A 19,159-nucleotide genomic window follows, 5' to 3' on the forward strand; every position below is an offset into this window, starting at 1 on the left:
GGCTAGCCGATCCACGTGTCGTGCAGCTGGATCCGGCTGGAGGCGTCGAAGTTCAGGTCGTGCACCTTCTTCGAGACGCCCAGCTGGGTCTGGAGCTCCACCACCGGCGCGTAGTAGGCGTTCCGCACGATCAGCTGCTGTGCTTGGCCGGCCAGTTGCCCGCGTTTGGCCGGGTCGGTGGTCGCAGCCTGCGCGGACAGCGCCGCATCCAGGCCGCTCGCCGGCAGGCGGTAGAAGTTGGCCAGCTTGGTGGAGAACGAACTGCGCAGGATGTCCGGATCGGCACGGGTGACGTTCCCCCAAACCGCCTCGTAGTCGCCCGACTGGAGCGTCGGGGCGAACTGGGTGACCTGGCGTTGCTCGAGGGTCACGGTCACACCGACGGCCTTGAGCTGCTGCTGGATCAGCTCCAACGCGGGCTGATTGGTGGCCGCGTTGGGGAACCAGACGATGGTCAGGTTCAGCTTCTTGCCGTTCTTCGTGCGGATGCCGTCGCTTCCGGTATTCCAACCGGCCTTGTCCAGCAGGGACTTCGCCTTGGCCACGTCGAAGGCCAGGTCCGGGGCGAGGCTGGTGTAGTCGGGCGTGGTGTGTGCGAGGACGCTGGTCGCCGCCTGGGTGCCCGTGGGGAACACGGTGTCGGCGATCTGCTGCCGGTCGATGGCGGACAACAACGCCTGACGCACCCTCGCGTCCTTCAGTACCGGCCGCGAGTTGTTGAGCCCGAGACCGAACACGAGGCCGGGGTTGGCCCGTCGCCGGAGGGTGACCTGACCGCCCTTGAGCGCCGCCTCGTTGGCTCTGCCCACGCTGCTGATCGCGTCCACCTGGCCGGACTGGAGACCGCCGGCCCGCACTCCCGCTTCCGGTACGACCTTGAACACCAGCTTGTCCAGGTACGCCTCGCCCTTCTTGTTCCACAGCGAGGAACCCCACGCGTACCCGCCGCGCTTGGCCAGGGTGATCGACTGGTTCTGCACATACTGCTTCAGCACGAAGGGCCCGGATCCGATCACCCCGTCACTGCACTTCTGCTGCGGGGTCTTCTTCGCGCTCGCCGACGACTCGATGCCCAGCGAGTGCGTCGACGTGGCTTGCAGGAACTGGGCGTTGGGCTCCTTGAAGGTCACCTTGACGGTGAGCGGGTCGACCACGGTGGTGCTCTTGACGCCACTCAGATAGCCCTTGGGCAGGGTTCCCAGGGCGCCGAGCTTTGGCACCGCGTCGAAGTTGTCCTTGACCACCTGCGCGGTCAGCTTCGAACCGTCGCTGAAGGTGACACCCGACCTCAGATGGAAGGTGAACGTCGTTGTGTCGGAGCTGACGTCCCAGCTCTTCGCCAGCCACGGCACGATCTTGCCGGTTTTGGGGTCCTGGTCCGTCAGGGAGTCCACGATCTGGCGCACCGAGTAGATGGTGTCGTTGCTGCCAACCTGCTGCGGATCCACGCAGCCGGCGTCCGAACCCACCGCGAAGGTCAGGGTGCCGCCGGACTTCGCCCGGCCGCTGCTGGAGCCGGAGCTGTCGCCGCTCGACCCGCAGGCGGTCAGCAGCACACTGGTGGTCACAAGGGCGGCCAGCGGTGCCCACGGGGAGGATCTGAAATCCGGAAGTGCTGTCACGGGAGGGGTTCTCCTACTCGTGTCACCAGGCATGGGGTGCCGTATGAGGCACGGCCGTGCATGGGTGTGTGGCTCCGGCCGGCGCGACGCCGGTGGCGGGGGAGCGCTGTGCAGACAGGGATCAGGTGAAAACGGGGATCAGGACAAGAGGAGTGTGGAAACGGCCGGGGCCGGACTTCGACCGGCGGCGGGAAGGGCCGTCAGGCCTGACAGAGGCAGCTGGTCGAGCGCTTCAGGTCGATGTGGCGCCGGCGCGAGAGCCGGGAGAACACCATGGCCACGGCGAAGGAGGTACTGAGGTCACCACCGTGCCGCATACCGGTCCTCCACATCTCCGGCCCCGGCCACGGGGCCACGCGCTTGCGGGGGTTGTCGCTGATCCCGCCGGGCTTTCACCTGGAGCACCCCACCGCGGGGGAGGGTTGCCGGTCAGCGAGCCAGGGCTTGACGCTGACACTCAATGCCATTCGTGATCGTACGGAGCGGCCCTGTCGTACGTCAATGCCGGAATCGTACGCCCTGTCGAAGGCAGCGGAGTCTCGGCTGCCGGGACGCCTGGTGGACGATCGCCCCGCCGTGTGTTTTCATCCGGCCATGGAGACCGCAGGTCAGGCACGCACCGTGCTGCTCGACCCGTTCTGGGCGGGCCGCCGCGCCGAGCAGTTCGACCAGACCTGTCGCTGACCGCCCACTCCGTTCATCCCTTTCTCCGCTTGAGCACCGCTGAGGGGTCTCGCACATCCTCACTGCCCTCGCCGGCCGCCGCCTTGGCGAACACGTCGTACCACCACGACCGACCCACCGGTAAGAGCCGCATGGTCGTCAACAGCACCGCACCGACGGGAGTCTTCGCCGCGCTGCGGGTCCGGGACTACCGGATCCACTGGAGTGCGGGCCCGGTGTCCAACATCGGCAGCGCGATGCAGGGCGTCGCGCTGGACTGGTTCGTCCTCACGCTCACGCACAGCGGCACCGCGCTCGGCTGGGTGGTCGGCCTCGAATTCGCCCCGGTGCTGCTGTTCGGTCTGTGGGGCGGGGGCGTCGCGGACCGGTACGACCGGCGCACCCTGCTCCTGTGGACACAGTCGCTGTACGCGGCGCGGGCCCTGCTGCTGACCATCATGGCGTTCTCCGGCCACGCCCCGCTCTGGCTGCTGCATGTGCTGTCCTTCGCCCTTGCGGCGTGTTCACGGTGGAGAACCCCGCACGCCTGTCGTTCGCCACGGAACTGGTCGGCCGGGCGCGGCCGAAGACGGGGATCGCGGAGGTGCCCACATGCAGTCCGGGTACCGCGCGCCCGACGATCGCAGCGAGTTGGGGTGAGTCCGCGCCGAAGGTCTGGCCGAACCAAGCCGACCGCGGACCGGCGGCTGCGGCCTCCTGGGCCAGCCGCACGGTGGCGTCGAGCTGGTTCTGCGCGTCGGACGCGTTGAGCGCTACGCCAATAGTCATGCCAGCCAGAACGGGCGTCGGCCGAATTCGCATTCCGGTCCGTGTGTGACAGGTTCGTGTCGGCCATGTGTAGCAGGGCCGTATCTCCTCGCGGTAGCAGCGCGTCACGGAGCCACCGTGTCGACCCTCGACGCGGTCCAGCACGCGGATCGCTTCGCCGTCCATGTGCTGGGTGCCGAGAACGAGCAGATCGGCGAGCACTACCTGGTCATCGGCGAGGTCCCATCGGGCGGCGGCCCCGCCCGGAGCCCCGCCCTGGTCCACCACGACGGCGCCTTCGCCACAGCTGTACGCCTTGCCGCGCCGAACACGCGGTGAAAATCGGCCAGGACAGAGCACTTTCCCCAGTTTTCCTATCGATTTAGTAGGGAAATGTTGACGCCGGTCGCCGGGGCGAGTGAGCATGCTCTACATGTCCGTTACGCAGCAGCGCCTCGTCACCGTACGGCGGGTGGGCCGCACATACACGCCTGACGCGGAAGGGAGCTTTGGCGACACGTGCCGTTCCATGAGGCGGGTGCGAGCATGACGACGGTGGATGAGGCGATCGACGCGGGAACCGGACACGACCACTGGCTGCGCATAGCCCGGGAGATCGCGGACGACCTGGCCACGGACGCGGTCGACCGCGAGCAGGCCGGGAAAGCACCGTTCGACGAGGTTGCGCGGCTGCGCGAGGCAGGGCTGCTCACCTTGCCGGCACCGGCCGGACACGGCGCGGGAGGCGCGGGAGGCGCGGACTGGCGTACGGCCTACGCGGTCGTCCGGACGATCTCAGCGGCCGACGGCGCGATCGGCTACCTCCTCGGCTGCCACTACTTCCTGTCCTCCAGCGCCCGGTTCTTCGCCGGTCCCGCCCTCGCCACCCGCGTCGAGCACGAGTCCGCGGCGAGGCAGTGGTGGTGGGGAGGCGGTCTCGCTTCCTGTGAACCGACTCCCAGACTGACCCCCACCGCGCGCGGCTATGTGCTGGACGGCCGGCAGAGTTGTGTCACCGGAGTGGGCATCGCCGATCGGCTGGTCGTCCGTGCCACTCGGTCCGGCAGCGGTGATCCCCTGGCCGTCCTCGTCGATCCCGCCCACCCCGGCGTCGTGTACGTCGACGACGACACCTTCGGCCAGCGCCTGGCGGCCGGCGGCAGTGTGGAGTTCGACTCCGTACCGGTCGCGGCCGACGACGTGTTCGGCTCCCTCTCCTCGGACGAGGACGCCCTGCCCCCCTTCGCCGGCTTGGCGGCACCGACCGCACGCCTGGTTTCCGTGCAGTTCTGTCTCGGCGTCGCCGAGGGGCTGCTTGCCGAAGTGCGCGAGTACAGCAGGGTGGTGAACTCTTCCTGGCAGCCCCCCGCGCAACAGCCCTGGCCGGGCGATCCGTCGCGGGACCCGTACGTGCTGAGCGTGTACGGGGAACTGACCGTTGCCGCCCGTTCCGCGTCGGCTCTCGCCGACCAGGCGGTCGAGGCACTGGCGCGTGGCTTCGCACAGGGCGAAGACCTCGACGACGACGAGTGCGCGGAGATCGCCGTACTCGCGAGCGTGGCCGAGTCCGCGGCCTCCCGGGCCGCGCTGGAGATCACTACACGTGCCCTGGACGTCATCGGCGCGCGTGCCGCCTTCCTGCGGCATGGATTCGACCGCTTCTGGCGCAACGCCCGGACGCACACCCTGCGCGAGCCCGTCGCCGACAGACTTCGCGAGGTCGGGGACTACTTCCTCAATGGTGCGCACCCTCCGTTCACCATCCCCTCCTGACGGCGAGCGCCGAGGCGATCGCGGTGGCGCAGGGCATTCCGCACACGTTCCTGGACGGCATCCTGGGCGACCTGCGCCGGGGCGGGCCGGCCACCAGTCGGCGCGCTGGGAACGGCGGCTACCGGCTGGCCCGCCCGGCGGACGAAATAGCCGTCGCCGACGTGATCCGGGTGGCCGACGCCCCTGTCCACCGACCCCTGATCTCCCGCGCGCCGGGCTGCCGCCCGCCGGTGGGATCCGGCGGGCGGCAGTGTGCGATCACCGGTATCCGGTGTCGTGGTCAGCGTGTCACTGGACGATCTTGAGCAGCTTGTTGGGGGAGCCCGAGCCGATCCCGGACAGGGCGCCCGAGGTGGCACTGTTCACCAGCGCGCTCCCGACCTCGGACGGAGAGGCGGCGGTGTGGCCGGAGAGATAGATCGCCGCGGCGCCGGACACGTGGGGGGCGGCGAAGGAGGTGCCGGAGCCGGTGTACGTGGCGGTGTCAGAGGTGTTCCAGCCGGCTGTGATGTTCGAGCCCGGGGCGAAGAGGTCCACCACCGAACCGTAGTTTGAATAGCTCGCCCTCGCGTCGGTGCTGGTGGTGGCGCCGACGGTGAGGGCGGTCGGCACCCGGGCGGGGGAGTAGTCGGCGGCGTTGGCGCTCGAGTTGCCGGCGGCGATGGAGTAGGTCACACCGGAGGCGATCGAGTTGCTGACGGCGGTGTCCAGGGAGGTGCTCGCTCCGCCGCCCAGCGATACGTTGGCCACCGACGGTCCGGAGTGGTTGGCCGTGATCCAGTCCACGCCCGCGATGACGCCGGCCGTGGTGCCGGACCCGTCGTTGCCGAGGACGCGTACCGCCACGATCTTCGCCTTCTTGGCCACGCCGTAGGTGCTGCCCGCGACGGTCGTGGCGACGTGCGTGCCGTGGCCGTAGCCGTCCTGCGCGGTGCTGTCGTTGTCCACGAAGTCGTAGCCGTAGGACGCCCGGCCGCTGATCTGGGAGTGGGTGATCCGCACCCCGGTGTCCAGGACGTAGACGGTCACACCGCTGCCGGCGCTGTCCGGGTAGGTGTACGTGCCGCTCAGCGGCAGGTTGGTCTGGTCGACGCGGTCCAGGCCCCAGGGGGCGTTGGTCTGGGTCGCGTCGGCGTGGACCTTCCGGTCCTGTTCGACGGAGGCCACGGCCGGGTCGGCGGCGAGCCGTCTGGCTTCGGTGGGGCTGAGCTTGGCGGCGTAGCCGTTCAGTGCAGTGGTGAAGGTTCGCTCCACCGCGCCGCCGTATCCGGATATGACCTCCTTGCCGCGGGCGGAGGCGGCCTTGAGGCCGGCCGTCTTCTTCAGGGTGACGATGTAGCTCCCGGGGACCGCGTCGGCGGCCCCGGCGTGCAGGACCGTGCCTTCGGCCGGTGCGGCGTGGGCGGGGAGCGTGGTGCCTGCTCCGATGCACGCGGCGGCGGCCGCCGTGGCGATTGCCGCGGCGATCCGCCGCTTGGTGGTACGCATCTGCATCAGTGCCATCGCGAGGGATTCCTCCTCGATCGGTGGCGCGCTGTGGTGCGTGCGCGCTCTACGGGGTGTGCGGGCTCGCACAGTTCACCGGGAGCTCACGGTGACGCCCCCTGGCCTGATGAGGATTTGCCGGGGCGCGAGCAACCGGCAAGGCATGCCATATATATGACATGAACCCGCCATGGAAGCGGGTGTGCCGTGGCGGGAGGCCACGCTCGCGTAACCCCGCGTACGTACACGGCACACAAAGGGAAAACCGTGACCGCGACCGCTGTCCGGTGCGCGGCGCGGGCCGGAACCGTGACGTGGCGCCAAGGCATACGATGGCGTTGCGGAGGTCCGCGACGCAGGGGGCGATGGCACGCCCCGCGGCGTCGATCACCAAGTGGTCGCGGTGCCACGGGGCATGCTCCCGGCCGCGAATGTCGGCCCAGCTCGGCAGCGGCGGGCCGGGGATGTCCGCGGTGCGGCCACTCGCCCGCCTCTTGTGCTCGGCGGGATCCGAGCAAATGACCTCGCCCGGGTAACGGCCGTAGGGCGGGCGCGCGACTGCCGTTGTTGACGCGGAACGGGGGCGCGGATAGCGTCGCCGACATGCGGATTTCTTCGCGGTTCACCCAGCGGCGCGCTGTCGATCCGATGTCCGTCGCCACCGCGCTGTGTAGCTGACCTCCACCGCGCGCCGCCGCTGTTCCACGCTGCCGTCTCTCCCGCCCCGCCCTGGGGGACGGACCGGTCGAGTGCAACGTGGTGTGGACCGCTGCGCACGCCGGGAACAGACCGCGGAGCGGGGCTGTTATGAGTCATGACGAGGTGCGCGGTACTGCGCGACGGACGGAGGTGCGGCTCATGCGACACCTGTCCCACCCCCGCACCGTGAACCCACGCCGCCGTATCCGCCTCCACTCCCGGTCGCACATCGATCTGCTGCGCGTGGCCGGCGCACTCTGTCGCGCCTGACCCACCCCCGCCTCCGGCCGGGGACCCCCTCCCGCCGCGCTCGCCCGCCGCCGTGCCCGCCACTCCTCACATGCGGGCCGACGACGTCGTACGGACCTCCAGGAAGGCATCCACTCGTGTCCTCAACACCCTCTTCTCCGCTGCACCTCGCCGTCGCCCTCGACGGCACCGGCTGGCACCCCGGCTCCTGGCGCGAGCCGGTGGCCCGCCCCCGGGACCTGTTCGCCGCCCGATACTGGGCCGATCTGGTCGCCGAGGCCGAGCGCGGCCTGCTCGACTTCGTGACCTTCGAGGACGGCCTCGGTCTGCAGTCCTCCCACTTCCTCGAGCCGGACGGTCGCACGGACCAGGTCCGTGGCCGCCTGGACGCCGTCCTCCTCGCGGCCCGCATCGCCCCGCTGACGCGGCACATAGGCCTGGTCCCGACCACGGTGATCACCCACACGGAGCCGTTCCACATCTCCAAGGCCATCGCCACCCTCGACTATGTCAGCACCGGCCGAGCGGGCCTGCGGGCACAGATCACCGCGCGCCCGAACGAGGCCGCACACTTCGGCCGCCGCACGATCCCCCACATAGACGCGTACGAGAGCCCGGCCGCGCAGGAGGTGGTGGCCGACCTCTTCGACGAGGCCGCCGACTACGTGGAGGTCGTGCGCAGGCTCTGGGACAGCTGGGAGGACGACGCGGAGATCCGCGACGCCGCCACCGGCCGTTTCATCGACCGCGACAAGCTGCACTACATCGACTTCGAGGGCAGGCACTTCAGCGTGAAGGGCCCGTCCATCACCCCACGCCCGCCGCAGGGCCAACCCGTCGTCAGCGCCCTCGCCCACTGGACCGTCCCCTACCGGCTGGTGGCCCGCCAAGCCGACATCGGCTATGTCACCCCGCGCGACGCCGACCACGCCCGCGCGATCGTCGCGGAGATCCGCGCCGAGCAGGAGGCGGCAGGCCGCGCCGACCAGCCCCTGCACGTCTTCGGTGACCTGGTGGTCTTCCTCGACGACGACCCGGCCGCCGCGACGGCCCGCCGCGAACGCCTCGACGCCCTCGCCGGATCCCCGTACACCAGCGACGCCCGCATCTTCACCGGCACCCCCGCTCAACTCGCCGACCTGCTCGAGGAGTGGAGGTCGGCCGGACTGAGCGGATTCCGGCTGCGTCCCGCCGTCCTCGGCCACGACCTCCCGGCGATCACCCGCGGCCTGGTCCCCGAACTCCAGCGCCGGGGCGCCTTCCGCCGCGCCTACGAGGCCGACACCCTGCGCGGACTGCTGGGCCTGTCCCGCCCCGCCAACCGCTACGCCGCCGCCTGAGCCCGAGGGAGACGTACGACCATGAGCAAGCCGCTGAAGCAGATCCACCTGGCAGCCCACTTCCCCGGCGTCAACAACACCACCGTGTGGAGTGACCCCGAGGCCGGCAGCCACATCGAGTTCAGCTCCTTCGTCCACTTCGCGCAGACCGCCGAACGCGCCAAGTTCGACTTCCTCTTCCTCGCCGAAGGACTGCGACTGCGCGAACAGGGCGGTCGGATATACGACCTGGACGTCGTCGGCCGGCCCGACACCTTCACCGTGCTCGCCGCGCTCGCCGCCGTCACCGAGCATCTGGGCCTGACCGGCACCATCAACTCCACGTTCAACGAGCCGTACGAGGTGGCCCGCCAGTTCGCCAGCCTCGACCACCTCTCCGGCGGTCGTTCCGCGTGGAACGTGGTCACCTCCTGGGACGCCTTCACCGGCGAGAACTTCCGCCGCGGCGGCTTCCTGCCGCAGGAGGAGCGCTACTCCCGTGCCAAGGAGTTCCTGGCCACGGCGAACGAGCTCTTCGACTCCTGGCACGGTGACGAGATCGTCGCCGACCAGGAGGCCGGAATCTTCCTGCGCGATGCCAAGGCGGGCTCGTTCGTCCACACGGGGAAACACTTCGACATCCGTGGTCAGTTCAACGTTCCGCGCTCCCCGCAGGGCCGCCCGGTGATCTTCCAGGCCGGCGACTCCGAGGAGGGCCGTGAGTTCGCCGCGTCGAGCGCCGACGCCATCTTCAGCCGGTACGCGACTCTGAAGGAGGGCCAGGCGTTCTACACGGACGTCAAGTCGCGGCTTGCCAGGTACGGCCGCCGCACCGACCAGCTGCTCATCCTGCCCGCCGCGACCTTCGTGCTCGGCGACACCGACCAGGAGGCGGCCGAAATCGCCCGCGAGGTGCGCCGACAGCAGGTCAGCGGCGCCACTGCCATCAAGCACCTGGAGTTCGTCTGGAACCGGGACCTGTCGGCGTACGACCCGGAGGGGCCGCTGCCCGACGTCGACCCCGTGGTGAGTGAGGAGCACATATCGCGGGGCCGCGCCCAGGTGCGGATGTACCGGGACCCGATCGCCGTCGCCCGCGAGTGGCGGCAGCTCGCCGAGGCCAACAAGTGGTCCATCCGCGACCTGGTCATCAACACCGGCAACCGGCAGACCTTCGTCGGCTCCGCGGCCACCGTCGCGCACACCATCAACGACTTCGTGCAGGCCGACGTCTCCGACGGCTTCATCCTCGTCCCGCACATCACCCCCGGCGGCCTCGACCCCTTCGCCGACAAGGTCGTCCCGCTCCTGCAGGAACGGGGCGTCTTCCGCACCGACTACGAGGGCACGACCCTGCGCCACCACCTCGGCCTCGCCCACCCGGACGACCTGCGGGGCGACCAGCGGGTGGCGTCGTGAAATTCCTGGCCATCACACTCATCGTGCACCGCCCGGACCCCGTCACCGGGATACAGAAGCCGACCCACGACCGCTTCCGCGAGGTCCTCGACAGCGCCCTGCTGGCCGAGGAGTTGGGCTTTGACGGCTTCGGTGTGGGGGAGCGGCACGAACGGCCGTTCATCTCCTCGTCCCCGACCGTCGTACTCGGCCATGTGGCCGCCCTGACGAAGCGGATCCGCCTGTTCACGGCCGTCACGACGCTCAGCCTGCTGGACCCGGTCCGGGCATACGAGGACTACGCCACGCTGGATCACCTGTCCGACGGGCGCCTCGACCTGATCATCGGCAAGGGCAACGGCGCCGCCCAGCGTGACCTGTTCCACGTCACGCCCGAGGACCAGTGGGACCGCAACGCCGAGAGCTACGAGGTCTTTCGCAAGCTGTGGCGTCAGGACAAGGTCACCGTGGCCACCCGCTTCCGTCCCCCGCTGACCGAAGCCGAGGTGTGGCCACGGCCGTACCAGCGGCCGATCCGTGTCTGGCACGGCAGCGCCACCAGCAAGGAGTCGGTCGACCTGGCTGCCCGCTACGGCGATCCGCTGTTCTCGGCGAACGTCACCCACCCGATAGAGCCGTACGCCGAGTTGGTCCGCTACTACCGGCAGCGGTGGGAGCACTACGGCCACGACCCGGCACGGATCGCCGTCGGCGCGGGCACGGCGGGCATCTGCGTCGCGTCCACCTCCCAGCAGGCCCTCGCCGCGTACCGGCCGGTCTTCGAGGCCAACCTGGCGTTCTTCAAGAAGGCCGGCCTGCCCGTCGTCTTCGAGACCCTGGAGGACTTCGTCGAACGCAGCTCCGCTCTGATCGGCAGCCCGCAGCAGGTCATCGACAAGGTGCACCGCTACCACGAACAGTTCGGGCACACCGTGCTCCATCTGCACGCCGACGCGAGCGGGCTGACGGAATCCCGGCACCGTGCCTCCCTCGAGCTGTTCCAGTCCAAGGTCGCCCCCGTGCCGCGCCGCGAGATCCCGGACCCGCCGTTCGTGTGGGGACCCGTGCTTCCGGTCCCACCGCTCACCCAGGAGTCCGTCCATGTCTGATATTGCCCTCGGTGTTCTCGACCTGGTCCCGATCCCGTCCGGCTCGACGGCAGCCGATGCCCTGCGCAACTCCATCGACCTCGCACAGCAGGCCGAGCGCTTCGGATATGCCCGCTACTGGTTCGCCGAGCACCACCTCAATCCGGGCGTGGCCGGCACGTCCCCCGCGGTCGTCCTGGCCCTGACCGCGTCCGCCACCTCCACCATCCGGCTCGGTTCCGGGGCCGTGCAGCTCGGGCACCGCACGGCGCTGTCCACCGTGGAGGAGTTCGGCCTGCTCGACGCGCTGCACCCGGGCCGCTTCGATCTGGGCCTGGGCCGCTCGGGCGGCCGCCCGCCGGGACAGCCGGCCGCACCGTTGCCGACGGCGACCCCGGTCCTCGACGGCCGCACCCCGAACGGCCTGTTGATCCCGCCCCGCTTCTCCTTCGAGCATCTGCTCGCTTCACCCCGCATCGCGCTGCAGCGCAGGCTGCTTCTGCTGCCGGGCGCCGAGTCACAGGACTACGCCGAGCAGATCGACGACATCCTCGCCCTGCTCGCCGGCACCTACCGCTCCCCGGAGGGCATCGAGGCGCACGTCGTGCCGGGGGAGGGCGCCGACGTGGAGCTGTGGATCCTGGGCAGCAGCGGTGGTCAGAGCGCCGCCGTCGCGGGCCGAGGCGGTCTGCGGTTCGCGGCGAACTACCACGTCAGCCCGGCCACGGTCCTGGAGGCGGTGGAGGGTTACCGGTCCTTCTTCCAGCCTTCCGAGTTCCTCGACAAGCCGTACGTCAGCGTCTCGGCGGACGTCGTCGTCGCCGAGAACGACGCCACCGCCCGCGACCTCGCCACCGGCTACGGCCTGTGGGTTCGCAGCATCCGTACCGCCGAGGGCGCCATCGAGTTCCCGACGCCGGAGGAAGCGCGTGCCCACCCCTGGACCGACGAGGACCGGGCCCTCGTCCAGGACCGCCTCGACACCCAGTTCGTCGGCTCACCAGGTCGGGTGGCCGACCAGCTGGAACAACTCCAGGAGGCCACGGGCGCGGACGAGTTGCTCATCACGACGATCACCCATGACCACGCGGACCGGGTCCGTTCCTACGAACTGCTCGCGGAGGAATGGCGCCGACGGGGACACTCCCTCCAGCCGAGCTGATGCTCGGGAGTAGCCCACCGACCGGCCGCACGCGACGCTTCGGCGCGGCCCGCCTCGTCACCGCGCCGACAGCGGAAGACCTTGATGCGTGAAGACCACCACCTCAGCCCGATGCCAGGCCGCGGAGGAGCAGAGCCAGTGACTGTCGCGGGCTCTGTCCCGCGGTGTCGACGACGACGCGCTTGCGTTCCCACGGCTCGTGCTCCCGGTCGACGACCTGCTGCCGGTTCGGCAAAGCGAGCGTGGTCTTGCCGGTACCGGGCAGGCCACCGATGACGATGAGCACAGGATCACCCCTCCGTCAGCCGTCGCGGAGAAGCACCGTACGCCTGAGCGTTGCGCACGAAGAGCTCGTGCAGGTCGCGGACCGCCCGCGGAACGGAGCCGGAATGGCGGCGCTGCAGTACCAGCAGTACGTCGGTCGCATCCCCCGCGAGCGGCCGCACAGTGATCGCGCCCCGTCGTTCCAGCGGGTCGCCGACGACGCTGAAGTCCGGCAGCACTGTGGCCCCCAGCCCCTCGGCCACCATCAGTTTGCCCATCTCCGCGCCGTCGGTGGAGTACGAGAAGGAGGGAGTCCGGCCGCGCAGCAGCCGGTGCACGAACCGGTGCATCACATAGCCGGACCGCATCACGACCAGCGGCTCGGCCAGGAGACTGTCCGCGTCCACCGCATCCATGGCCGCCAGCGGACTGTCCGGACGCACGCACACCACCGGTCGGCCGCAGAGCAACTCCGTCGTCTCGAAGCCGGGCGGCATGTCGTCGCCCCGGAGGTAGTTCACCAGTCCCAGGTCGAATGCGCCGTCCAACAGTCCGCGGTGGATGTCGGCCTGCTGCGCGCCGACCAACTCCACCTGGGTGACCGGGTGCGAGGCCCGGAACTCGCGCACGGTCGGGATGACCAGCGGCACGGTAGCCGTGTTCACCGTGCCGAGCCGGACCATGCGGCTGACGCGGTGCTGGTCGCCGGCCGCGCCGCGCAGCCGGTCGACCGCGTCCAGCACGCTCATGATGTGCGGCAGCAGCTCGCGTCCCTCGTCGCTGATCTTCGCGCCGGACCGCTTGCGCTCCAGCAGGTCCACGCCGAGCTCGCGCTCCAGATTGCGTACGGTCTCGCTGAGCGCCGGCTGGGACAGGTGCAGTTCCTCGGCGGCCCGCCGCAGCGAACCGAGCCGTGTGACGGCAGCGATGTATTCGAGCTGTTCGATACGCACGAACAGGAGACTGCGCCCTCCCGGGATCGGGTTCAAGGGAATCCCTGTCACAACCTCGTGAATACCGACTCTCACCATGTGGAATCACATCCGGGCATTCTTGACCGGCCGGACTCCCTCCTGGTTCGATCGGTGGCATGAAGCGACAGGACCTCACGCGGCGACGCCACGTCGACCTTGCGCGTGTTTCCAGCGCCTTCTGTTGCTGTCGGGTCTGAGCGCACCGGAGGGAAACCCTCCCACCCGCTCCCTCTGTGACTTCCTTCCGTGAATTCCGGTCCCGGCACATTTCCGTCGTGAAGACGACCTTCCCGGAAACGCTGCTCCAGCGTGCCTGAATTCCGCGGAAGCCCATTCGCCCTGCCCGCGCAGCATTCCCCTGCCAGGAGTTCCCGTGCCCGCATCCTCCGCATACCCCGGATCCGATCCCGTCCGCTTCGCCTACTGGGTGCCGAACGTCAGTGGCGGCCTCGTCACCAGCACCGTCGAGCAGCGCACCGACTGGGGCTACGACTACAACCGCGAACTCGCCGTCCTCGCCGAGAACAACGGCTTCGACTACGCGCTGAGCCAGGTCCGCTACATGGCCAGCTACGGCGCCGAGTACCAGCACGAGTCGACCAGTTTCAGCCTGGCCCTGCTGCTCGCCACGCAGCGGCTCAAGGTCATCGCCGCCGTGCATCCCGGCCTGTGGCACCCTGGCGTCCTCGCCAAGCTCGGCGCCACCGCCGACACCCTGTCGAACGGCCGCTTCGCCGTCAACGTGGTCAGTGGCTGGTTCAAGGGCGAGTTCACCGCCCTCGGCGAGCCCTGGCTGGAGCACGACGAACGCTACCGCCGCTCCGAGGAGTTCATCCGCGTTCTGCGGAAGATCTGGACCGAGGACCACGCCGAACTCGCCGGTGACTTCTACCGGTTGCGCGACTTCTCCCTCAAGCCCAAGCCGCTGAACACCCCCGAGCGCCCTCACCCGGAGATCTTCCAGGGCGGCAACTCCACTGCCGCGCGCGCCATGGCCGGCCGCGTCTCCGACTGGTACTTCTCCAACGGCAAGGACTTCGACGGCGTCACCGAGCAGATCGACGACATCCGTGCCTCCGCCGCCCAAGCGGGCCGTACCGCGCCGAAGTTCGGCCTCAACGGCTTCCTCATCGCCCGCGACACCGAGGCCGAGGCCCGTGAGACGCTCCGCGAGATCGTCGCCAAGGCCGACACCCGGGCCGTGCACGGCTTCCGCGACGCCGTCCAGCAGGCCGGGCCGTCCACCGGCGACGGCAAGGGCATGTGGCAGGACTCCACGTTCGAGGATCTCGTCCAGTACAACGACGGCTTCCGCACGGGTCTGATCGGCACCCCTGAGCAGATCGCCGAGCGGATCGTCGCCTACAAGCGGCTGGGCGTCGACCTCTTCCTCCTCGGCTTCCTGCACTACCTGGAGGAGGTCGAGTACTTCGGCAAGCGGGTGCTGCCCCTGGTGCGCGAACTGGAGGCACGGCAAGCCGCGTCCGAGCCCGCCGCCGCCCACGCCTGACCGCGGCCCGCACACGAAACGACGAACCGAAAGGTCCTCCCATGGCCACCATCCTGTCCGTCTCCGGAAGCCCCTCCGCCACCTCCCGCACCGCTCGGCTGCTGCGCCACCTGGACGAGCGGCTCATCGCGCAGGGGCACGAGGTGATCGCGCTGGACGTTCGTACCCTGCCTGCCGAGGCGCTGCTCGGGGCCGACTTCGGTCACCCGGCGATCGTCCGGGCCACCGCCCTGTTCGAGCGGGCGGACGGGGTGGTGATCGGTACCCCCGTCTACAAGGCCGCCTACTCCGGACTGCTGAAGTCCCTGCTCGACCTGCTCCCGCAGTACGCGCTGGCAGGCAAGACGGTCCTCCCGCTGGCCACCGGCGGCACCACCGCCCACGTCCTGGCCATCGACTACGCCCTGCGCCCGGTGCTGGCCTCCATGGGTCCTGCGCACATCACACCGGGCTGGTTCACGCTCGACAAGGACATCACGGTGGGCGAGGACGGCACGCTGACCGTCGCGCCGGCATCGGCCGAGGCTCTGGCGCAGGTCACGGACCAGTTCTCGGCCGCGCTTGGCGGCCGCACGACGCTGCTGGCGGCCGCCGGATGAGCGTCGCGCACGTCATCGCGGATGACGCCGAGGCCCTTGCCGTGGCCGCGGAGCTGGCCGCGGACTTCCGCAAGGGCGCCGCCGAGCGGGACACGCGGCGCAGGCTCCCGCACACGGAGCTGGAGCAGCTGTCCGCCTCAGGGCTGCTCGCCGTGACCGTGCCCGCCCGGTTCGGCGGCGCGGACGTCCGTGCGGACACGCTCGCGGGGATCTTCCGACTGCTGGCCGCCGCCGACGCCAGCCTGGCCCAGATCCCGCAGAGCCACTTCGTGTACATCAACGTGCTGCGCCGGCAGGGGACCGACGAGCAGCAGGAGTTCTTCTTCGGCGAGGTACTGGCCGGCAAGCGGTTCGGCAACGCCCAGTCCGAGGCGGGCACCCAGCACGTCCAGGACATCCGCACCCGCCTCGCCCGGCTCCCGGACGGGTCGTACGTCCTCGACGGCGTCAAGCACTACTCCACCGGCGCGCTGTTCGCCCACTGGATCCCCGTCCTCGCCCGCACCGACGACGACACCCTGCACGTGGCGTACGTCCCGCGCGACGCGCCCGGCCTCACGGTCGTGGACGACTGGGACGGCATGGGACAGCGCACCACCGCCAGCGGAACCGTCCGCCTGGAGTCGGTGCCCGTGCCCGCCGACCGCGTCGTGCCGCACCACCTCACGTTCCGGGGCCCCCAACTTCACGGCGCCGTGGCTCAGTTGCTGCACGCGGCCATCGACGCCGGGATCGCCTCCGGGGCGCTGGCCGAGGCGGTGGAGTTCGTCCGCACCAAGAGCCGCCCCTGGTTCGAGAGCGCCGCCGAAGGACACGCGACCGCCGCGGAGGATCCGCTGCTGATCCAGCGGTTCGGCGAACTGGCGATCAGGGAACGAGCTGCCGAAGCGTTGCTGCGCGAGGCAGCCCGCGCGGTCGACGACGCCCGCGCCGACCTGACCGACGAATCGGCCGCCGAGGCCTCGATCGCGGTGGCCACCGCGAAGGTGACGGCGGCCGAGGCCGCCGTGGAGATCGCCAGCGCCCTCTTCGAGGTCGCCGGCACCCGCTCGGCGCTCGCCTCTCTGGGCCTGCACCGCCATTGGCGCGACGCGCGCACCCACACCCTGCACGACCCGGCCCGCTGGAAGGTCCAGCACATCGGCCGGTACGTGCTCAACGGCACCAAGCCACCCCGCCACGGCCTCCTCTGACGAACGCCGACGAACCTCACGAACACCGATCGGAGCCCCCACGTGTCCCTCACCTTCCACTGGTTCCTGCCCACCAACGGCGACAGCCGCCACGTCGTCGGCGGCGGCCACGGCACCCCCGCCACGGAGTCCGGGCGCGACCGGCCGCCGACGGTCGCCTACCTGAGCCAGATCGCCCGCGCCGCCGAGGACCTCGGTTTTGTCGGCGCGCTCACGCCGACCGGCGCGTGGTGCGAGGACGCGTGGCTGACCACTGCCATGGTCAGCCAGAACACCGAGCGCCTGAAGTTCCTCGTCGCCTTCCGGCCCGGCTTCGTCTCGCCGACGCTTGCCGCGCAGATGGCCTCCACCTTCCAGCGGCAGACCGGCGGACGTCTCCTGCTCAACGTCGTCACCGGCGGCGAGAGCCACGAGCAGCGCGCCTACGGCGACTTCCTCGACAAGGACGACCGGTACCGCCGTACCGGCGAATTCCTGGAGATCGTCCGGGGGCTGTGGGAGGGCAAGGCCGTCGACCTGTCCGGCGAGCACCTCCGGGTCGAGGACGCGAGGCTGGCCCGGGTGCCCGACCCGGTGCCCGAGGTGTACTTCGGGGGCTCCTCGGCGATTGCCGGGGAGGTCGCCGCGCGGCATGTCGACGTCTACCTCACGTGGGGGGAGCCGCCGGCGCAGGTCGCCGAGAAGATCGCCTGGATCAGGAAGCTGGCCGCGCAGGAGGGTCGCAGTGTCCGCTTCGGAATCCGGTTGCACGTCATCACCCGCGACACCTCCGAGCAGGCCTGGGCCGAGGCGGAGCGGCTGCTGGCGGGCTTCGACGCGGAGACCGTGCGGCAGGTTCAGGCCGGCCTCGCCCGCAGCGAGTCGGAGGGACAGCAGCGGATGCTGGCCCTGCACGGAGGCGGGAGCCGGGACGGGCTGGAGATCCATCCCAACCTGTGGGCCGGCATCGGGCTGGTGCGGGGTGGGGCGGGGACCGCCCTGGTCGGCAGTCACACCGAGGTCGCCGAGCGGATCAAGGAGTACGCCGCGTTGGGCATCGAGGAGTTCATCTTCTCCGGGTATCCGCATCTGGAGGAGGCGTACTGGTTCGGCGAGGGCGTACTGCCGAAGCTTCAGGCGCAGGGCCTGTGGCGGCACCCGTACGGGCAGCAGGCGGCCCCCGCCGCCCAGGTCCCCTTCGCCGGTGCCGGGAGCGCGCGATGACCCAGGTGATCGCCGACGACGCCGAGGCGGTCGCCGTCGCCGCCGAGCTTGCCGCCAAGTTCGCCCGCGAGGCCGTCCTCCGCGACGCCGAGCGCATCCTGCCGCGCACAGAACTCGACGAACTGTCGGGCTCCGGGCTCCTCGGCATCACCGTGCCCCGCTCCCACGGCGGCGCCGAGGTGAGCGCCCGCACCCTCGGCGAGGTCGTCCGGCTGCTGTCGGCGGCCGACGCCAGCATCGGCCAGATCCCGCAGAACCACTTCTTCTTCGTGGAAGTGCTGAAGGAGAACGGCACGGCCATGCAGCGCGACTTCTTCTACTCCGAGCTGCTGGCGGGGCGCAGGTTCGGCAACGCCCTGGCGGAGAAGGGCACCAGGCACGCGCTGGAGTTCGCCACCCGCCTGGCACCCCGGCCCGACGGCTCGTACACCCTGACCGGCACCAAGAACTACTCCACCGGTGCTCTGTTCGCCCACTGGATCCCGGTCTTCGCGCTCGCCCCGGACGACAGCCTCACTGCCGCCTTCGTCCCGCACGACGCGCCCGGTGTCACCGTCGTCGACGACTGGGACGGCATCGGGCAGCGCGGCACCGCCAGCGGCACCGTGCGGTTCGAGGACGTGAACGTGCCCGCCGATCGGGTCGTGCCCCACCACCTCACCTTCGAGCGGCCCGAGGTCTTCGGCGCCTTCGGCCAGTTCCTCCACGCGGCCGTCGACACCGGCATCGCCCGCGCGGCGCTCGAGGAGGGCGGCGAGCTGATCCGGACCCTTGCCCGGCCGTGGGGCGAGTCGGGCGTCGACCGGGCGAGCGAGGAGCCGCTGGTGATCCAGCAGTTCGGCGAACTGGCCCTGCTCGTCCGGGCCGCCGAGGCCCTCCTCGACCGGGCGGGCGCCGCCATCGACGCGGCTCACCGCGCCCCCGCCGACGAGGACCTCGCCGCCGAGGCCTCCCTCGCCGTCACCGCCGCCCGCGCCCAGGCCGACACCGCCGCGCTGACCGTGGCGAACGATGTCTTCGCGCTCATCGGTACCCGGTCCGTGACCGCGGGCCGCGGCCTGGACCGGCACTGGCGCAACGCCCGCACCCACACCCTGCACGACCCGCGCCGCTGGAAGATCCAGCATCTCGGCAACCACGCCCTGAACGGCGTCCACCCACCCGCCAACGGAATCGTCTGAGGACCAAGC

General features: G+C 70.3%; 18 protein-coding genes, 3 pseudogenes and 1 riboswitch. Of the genes and pseudogenes, 15 read left to right on the forward strand and 6 right to left on the reverse strand.

What is annotated here, in order from left to right:
- Window positions 1–2: 2 nt before the first annotated feature.
- Window positions 3–1,622 (reverse strand): ABC transporter substrate-binding protein, encoded by a 1,620-nt coding sequence (locus ABFY07_RS02480; RefSeq protein WP_346172790.1) that lies wholly within the window; start codon window positions 1,620–1,622, stop codon window positions 3–5.
- A gap of 200 nt (window positions 1,623–1,822) precedes the next feature.
- The gene (locus ABFY07_RS02485; protein WP_346172791.1) at window positions 1,823–1,954 is read right to left on the reverse strand and encodes a putative leader peptide; all 132 of its coding nucleotides are present in this window, start codon (window positions 1,952–1,954) and stop codon (window positions 1,823–1,825) included.
- Between the two features lie 19 nt (window positions 1,955–1,973).
- Window positions 1,974–2,087: riboswitch (SAM riboswitch) on the reverse strand.
- Between the two features lie 350 nt (window positions 2,088–2,437).
- Here ABFY07_RS02485 and ABFY07_RS43050 point away from each other — a divergent pair.
- A pseudogene (locus tag ABFY07_RS43050) lies at window positions 2,438–2,791 on the forward strand (MFS transporter); the annotation flags it as partial.
- Between the two features lie 73 nt (window positions 2,792–2,864).
- Here ABFY07_RS43050 and ABFY07_RS02490 read toward each other — a convergent pair.
- Window positions 2,865–3,074: pseudogene (locus ABFY07_RS02490) on the reverse strand (LLM class F420-dependent oxidoreductase); the annotation flags it as partial.
- A gap of 117 nt (window positions 3,075–3,191) precedes the next feature.
- Between ABFY07_RS02490 and ABFY07_RS02495 the strand changes: the two are divergent.
- The 3 genes and pseudogenes from ABFY07_RS02495 to ABFY07_RS02505 all read left to right on the forward strand — a co-directional run.
- Complete coding sequence (locus ABFY07_RS02495) at window positions 3,192–3,392, forward strand: hypothetical protein (protein ID WP_346172792.1); 201 nt, start codon at window positions 3,192–3,194, stop codon at window positions 3,390–3,392.
- 207 nt (window positions 3,393–3,599) lie between these two features.
- The gene (locus ABFY07_RS02500) at window positions 3,600–4,826 is read left to right on the forward strand and encodes an acyl-CoA dehydrogenase family protein (RefSeq protein ID WP_346172793.1); all 1,227 of its coding nucleotides are present in this window, start codon (window positions 3,600–3,602) and stop codon (window positions 4,824–4,826) included.
- A gap of 8 nt (window positions 4,827–4,834) precedes the next feature.
- Window positions 4,835–5,056 (forward strand): annotated as a pseudogene (locus tag ABFY07_RS02505) (Rrf2 family transcriptional regulator); the annotation flags it as partial.
- 58 nt (window positions 5,057–5,114) lie between these two features.
- Here the strand turns inward: ABFY07_RS02505 and ABFY07_RS02510 are convergent.
- On the reverse strand, window positions 5,115–6,314 hold the full coding sequence (locus ABFY07_RS02510; protein WP_428836845.1) for a S8 family peptidase: 1,200 nt from the start codon (window positions 6,312–6,314) through the stop codon (window positions 5,115–5,117).
- Window positions 6,315–7,169: 855 nt separating this feature from the next.
- Between ABFY07_RS02510 and ABFY07_RS02515 the strand changes: the two genes are divergently transcribed.
- The 5 genes from ABFY07_RS02515 (at window position 7,170) to ABFY07_RS02535 (ending at window position 12,226) form a co-directional block, all read left to right on the forward strand.
- A complete protein-coding gene (locus ABFY07_RS02515) occupies window positions 7,170–7,280 on the forward strand; it encodes a putative leader peptide (protein ID WP_346172794.1) in 111 nt (36 codons plus the stop codon).
- 116 nt (window positions 7,281–7,396) lie between these two features.
- The gene (locus tag ABFY07_RS02520; protein ID WP_346172795.1) at window positions 7,397–8,599 is read left to right on the forward strand and encodes an LLM class flavin-dependent oxidoreductase; all 1,203 of its coding nucleotides are present in this window, start codon (window positions 7,397–7,399) and stop codon (window positions 8,597–8,599) included.
- A gap of 21 nt (window positions 8,600–8,620) precedes the next feature.
- Entirely contained in the window at window positions 8,621–9,997 is a 1,377-nt protein-coding gene (locus ABFY07_RS02525) for an NtaA/DmoA family FMN-dependent monooxygenase (RefSeq protein ID WP_346172796.1), read from the forward strand.
- Window positions 9,994–11,085, forward strand: a complete 1,092-nt coding sequence (locus tag ABFY07_RS02530; RefSeq protein WP_346172797.1) for an LLM class flavin-dependent oxidoreductase — start codon at window positions 9,994–9,996, stop codon at window positions 11,083–11,085. The genes ABFY07_RS02525 and ABFY07_RS02530 overlap by 4 nt, the downstream gene beginning before the upstream one ends.
- Window positions 11,078–12,226 (forward strand): LLM class flavin-dependent oxidoreductase, encoded by a 1,149-nt coding sequence (locus ABFY07_RS02535; RefSeq protein WP_346172798.1) that lies wholly within the window; start codon window positions 11,078–11,080, stop codon window positions 12,224–12,226. The genes ABFY07_RS02530 and ABFY07_RS02535 overlap by 8 nt, the downstream gene beginning before the upstream one ends.
- 103 nt (window positions 12,227–12,329) lie before the next feature.
- Here the strand turns inward: ABFY07_RS02535 and ABFY07_RS02540 are convergent, their stop codons facing one another.
- Together ABFY07_RS02540 and ABFY07_RS02545 are read right to left on the reverse strand one after the other, a co-directional pair.
- Window positions 12,330–12,512: a hypothetical protein gene (locus ABFY07_RS02540; RefSeq protein WP_346172799.1), complete on the reverse strand. Its 183-nt coding sequence runs from the start codon at window positions 12,510–12,512 to the stop codon at window positions 12,330–12,332.
- A 4-nt stretch (window positions 12,513–12,516) separates the two neighbouring features.
- Complete coding sequence (locus ABFY07_RS02545) at window positions 12,517–13,443, reverse strand: LysR family transcriptional regulator (RefSeq protein WP_346172800.1); 927 nt, start codon at window positions 13,441–13,443, stop codon at window positions 12,517–12,519.
- A 137-nt stretch (window positions 13,444–13,580) separates the two neighbouring features.
- Between ABFY07_RS02545 and ABFY07_RS43055 the strand changes: the two genes are divergently transcribed.
- The 6 genes from ABFY07_RS43055 to ABFY07_RS02570 all read left to right on the forward strand — a co-directional run bounded on the left by ABFY07_RS43055 (window position 13,581) and on the right by ABFY07_RS02570 (window position 19,150).
- On the forward strand, window positions 13,581–13,661 hold the full coding sequence (locus tag ABFY07_RS43055) for a putative leader peptide (RefSeq protein WP_352138788.1): 81 nt from the start codon (window positions 13,581–13,583) through the stop codon (window positions 13,659–13,661).
- Window positions 13,662–13,837: 176 nt separating this feature from the next.
- Window positions 13,838–14,974, forward strand: coding sequence for a dimethylsulfone monooxygenase SfnG (gene sfnG / locus ABFY07_RS02550; protein ID WP_346172801.1), 1,137 nt, complete (start codon window positions 13,838–13,840; stop codon window positions 14,972–14,974).
- A gap of 41 nt (window positions 14,975–15,015) precedes the next feature.
- Window positions 15,016–15,573, forward strand: a complete 558-nt coding sequence (gene ssuE / locus ABFY07_RS02555) for an NADPH-dependent FMN reductase (RefSeq protein ID WP_346172802.1) — start codon at window positions 15,016–15,018, stop codon at window positions 15,571–15,573.
- Complete coding sequence (locus ABFY07_RS02560; protein WP_346172803.1) at window positions 15,570–16,766, forward strand: SfnB family sulfur acquisition oxidoreductase; 1,197 nt, start codon at window positions 15,570–15,572, stop codon at window positions 16,764–16,766. The genes ssuE and ABFY07_RS02560 overlap by 4 nt, the downstream gene beginning before the upstream one ends.
- Before the next feature lie 42 nt (window positions 16,767–16,808).
- On the forward strand, window positions 16,809–17,969 hold the full coding sequence (locus tag ABFY07_RS02565; RefSeq protein ID WP_346172804.1) for an LLM class flavin-dependent oxidoreductase: 1,161 nt from the start codon (window positions 16,809–16,811) through the stop codon (window positions 17,967–17,969).
- Entirely contained in the window at window positions 17,966–19,150 is a 1,185-nt protein-coding gene (locus ABFY07_RS02570; protein WP_346172805.1) for an SfnB family sulfur acquisition oxidoreductase, read from the forward strand. The genes ABFY07_RS02565 and ABFY07_RS02570 overlap by 4 nt, the downstream gene beginning before the upstream one ends.
- Window positions 19,151–19,159: the final 9 nt, after the last annotated feature.

The sequence above is a fragment of the Streptomyces sparsogenes subsp. cuspidosporus genome (assembly GCF_039532705.1).
GTDB classification, from domain to species: domain Bacteria; phylum Actinomycetota; class Actinomycetes; order Streptomycetales; family Streptomycetaceae; genus Streptomyces; species Streptomyces sparsogenes.

What these genes read in the sequence shown, in the direction of transcription:
- ABFY07_RS02500 (WP_346172793.1), top strand. Translation starts at nt 3,600, where the DNA reads ATGACGACGGTGGATGAGGCGATCGACGCGGGAACCGGACACGACCAC.
- ABFY07_RS43055 (WP_352138788.1), top strand. Translation starts at nt 13,581, where the DNA reads ATGAAGCGACAGGACCTCACGCGGCGACGCCACGTCGACCTTGCGCGT.
- ABFY07_RS02560 (WP_346172803.1), top strand. Translation starts at nt 15,570, where the DNA reads ATGAGCGTCGCGCACGTCATCGCGGATGACGCCGAGGCCCTTGCCGTG.
- ssuE (WP_346172802.1), top strand. Translation starts at nt 15,016, where the DNA reads ATGGCCACCATCCTGTCCGTCTCCGGAAGCCCCTCCGCCACCTCCCGC.
- ABFY07_RS02485 (WP_346172791.1), bottom strand. Translation starts at nt 1,954, where the DNA reads ATGTGGAGGACCGGTATGCGGCACGGTGGTGACCTCAGTACCTCCTTC.
- ABFY07_RS02570 (WP_346172805.1), top strand. Translation starts at nt 17,966, where the DNA reads ATGACCCAGGTGATCGCCGACGACGCCGAGGCGGTCGCCGTCGCCGCC.
- ABFY07_RS02535 (WP_346172798.1), top strand. Translation starts at nt 11,078, where the DNA reads ATGTCTGATATTGCCCTCGGTGTTCTCGACCTGGTCCCGATCCCGTCC.
- ABFY07_RS02525 (WP_346172796.1), top strand. Translation starts at nt 8,621, where the DNA reads ATGAGCAAGCCGCTGAAGCAGATCCACCTGGCAGCCCACTTCCCCGGC.
- ABFY07_RS02510 (WP_428836845.1), bottom strand. Translation starts at nt 6,314, where the DNA reads ATGCGTACCACCAAGCGGCGGATCGCCGCGGCAATCGCCACGGCGGCC.
- ABFY07_RS02515 (WP_346172794.1), top strand. Translation starts at nt 7,170, where the DNA reads ATGCGACACCTGTCCCACCCCCGCACCGTGAACCCACGCCGCCGTATC.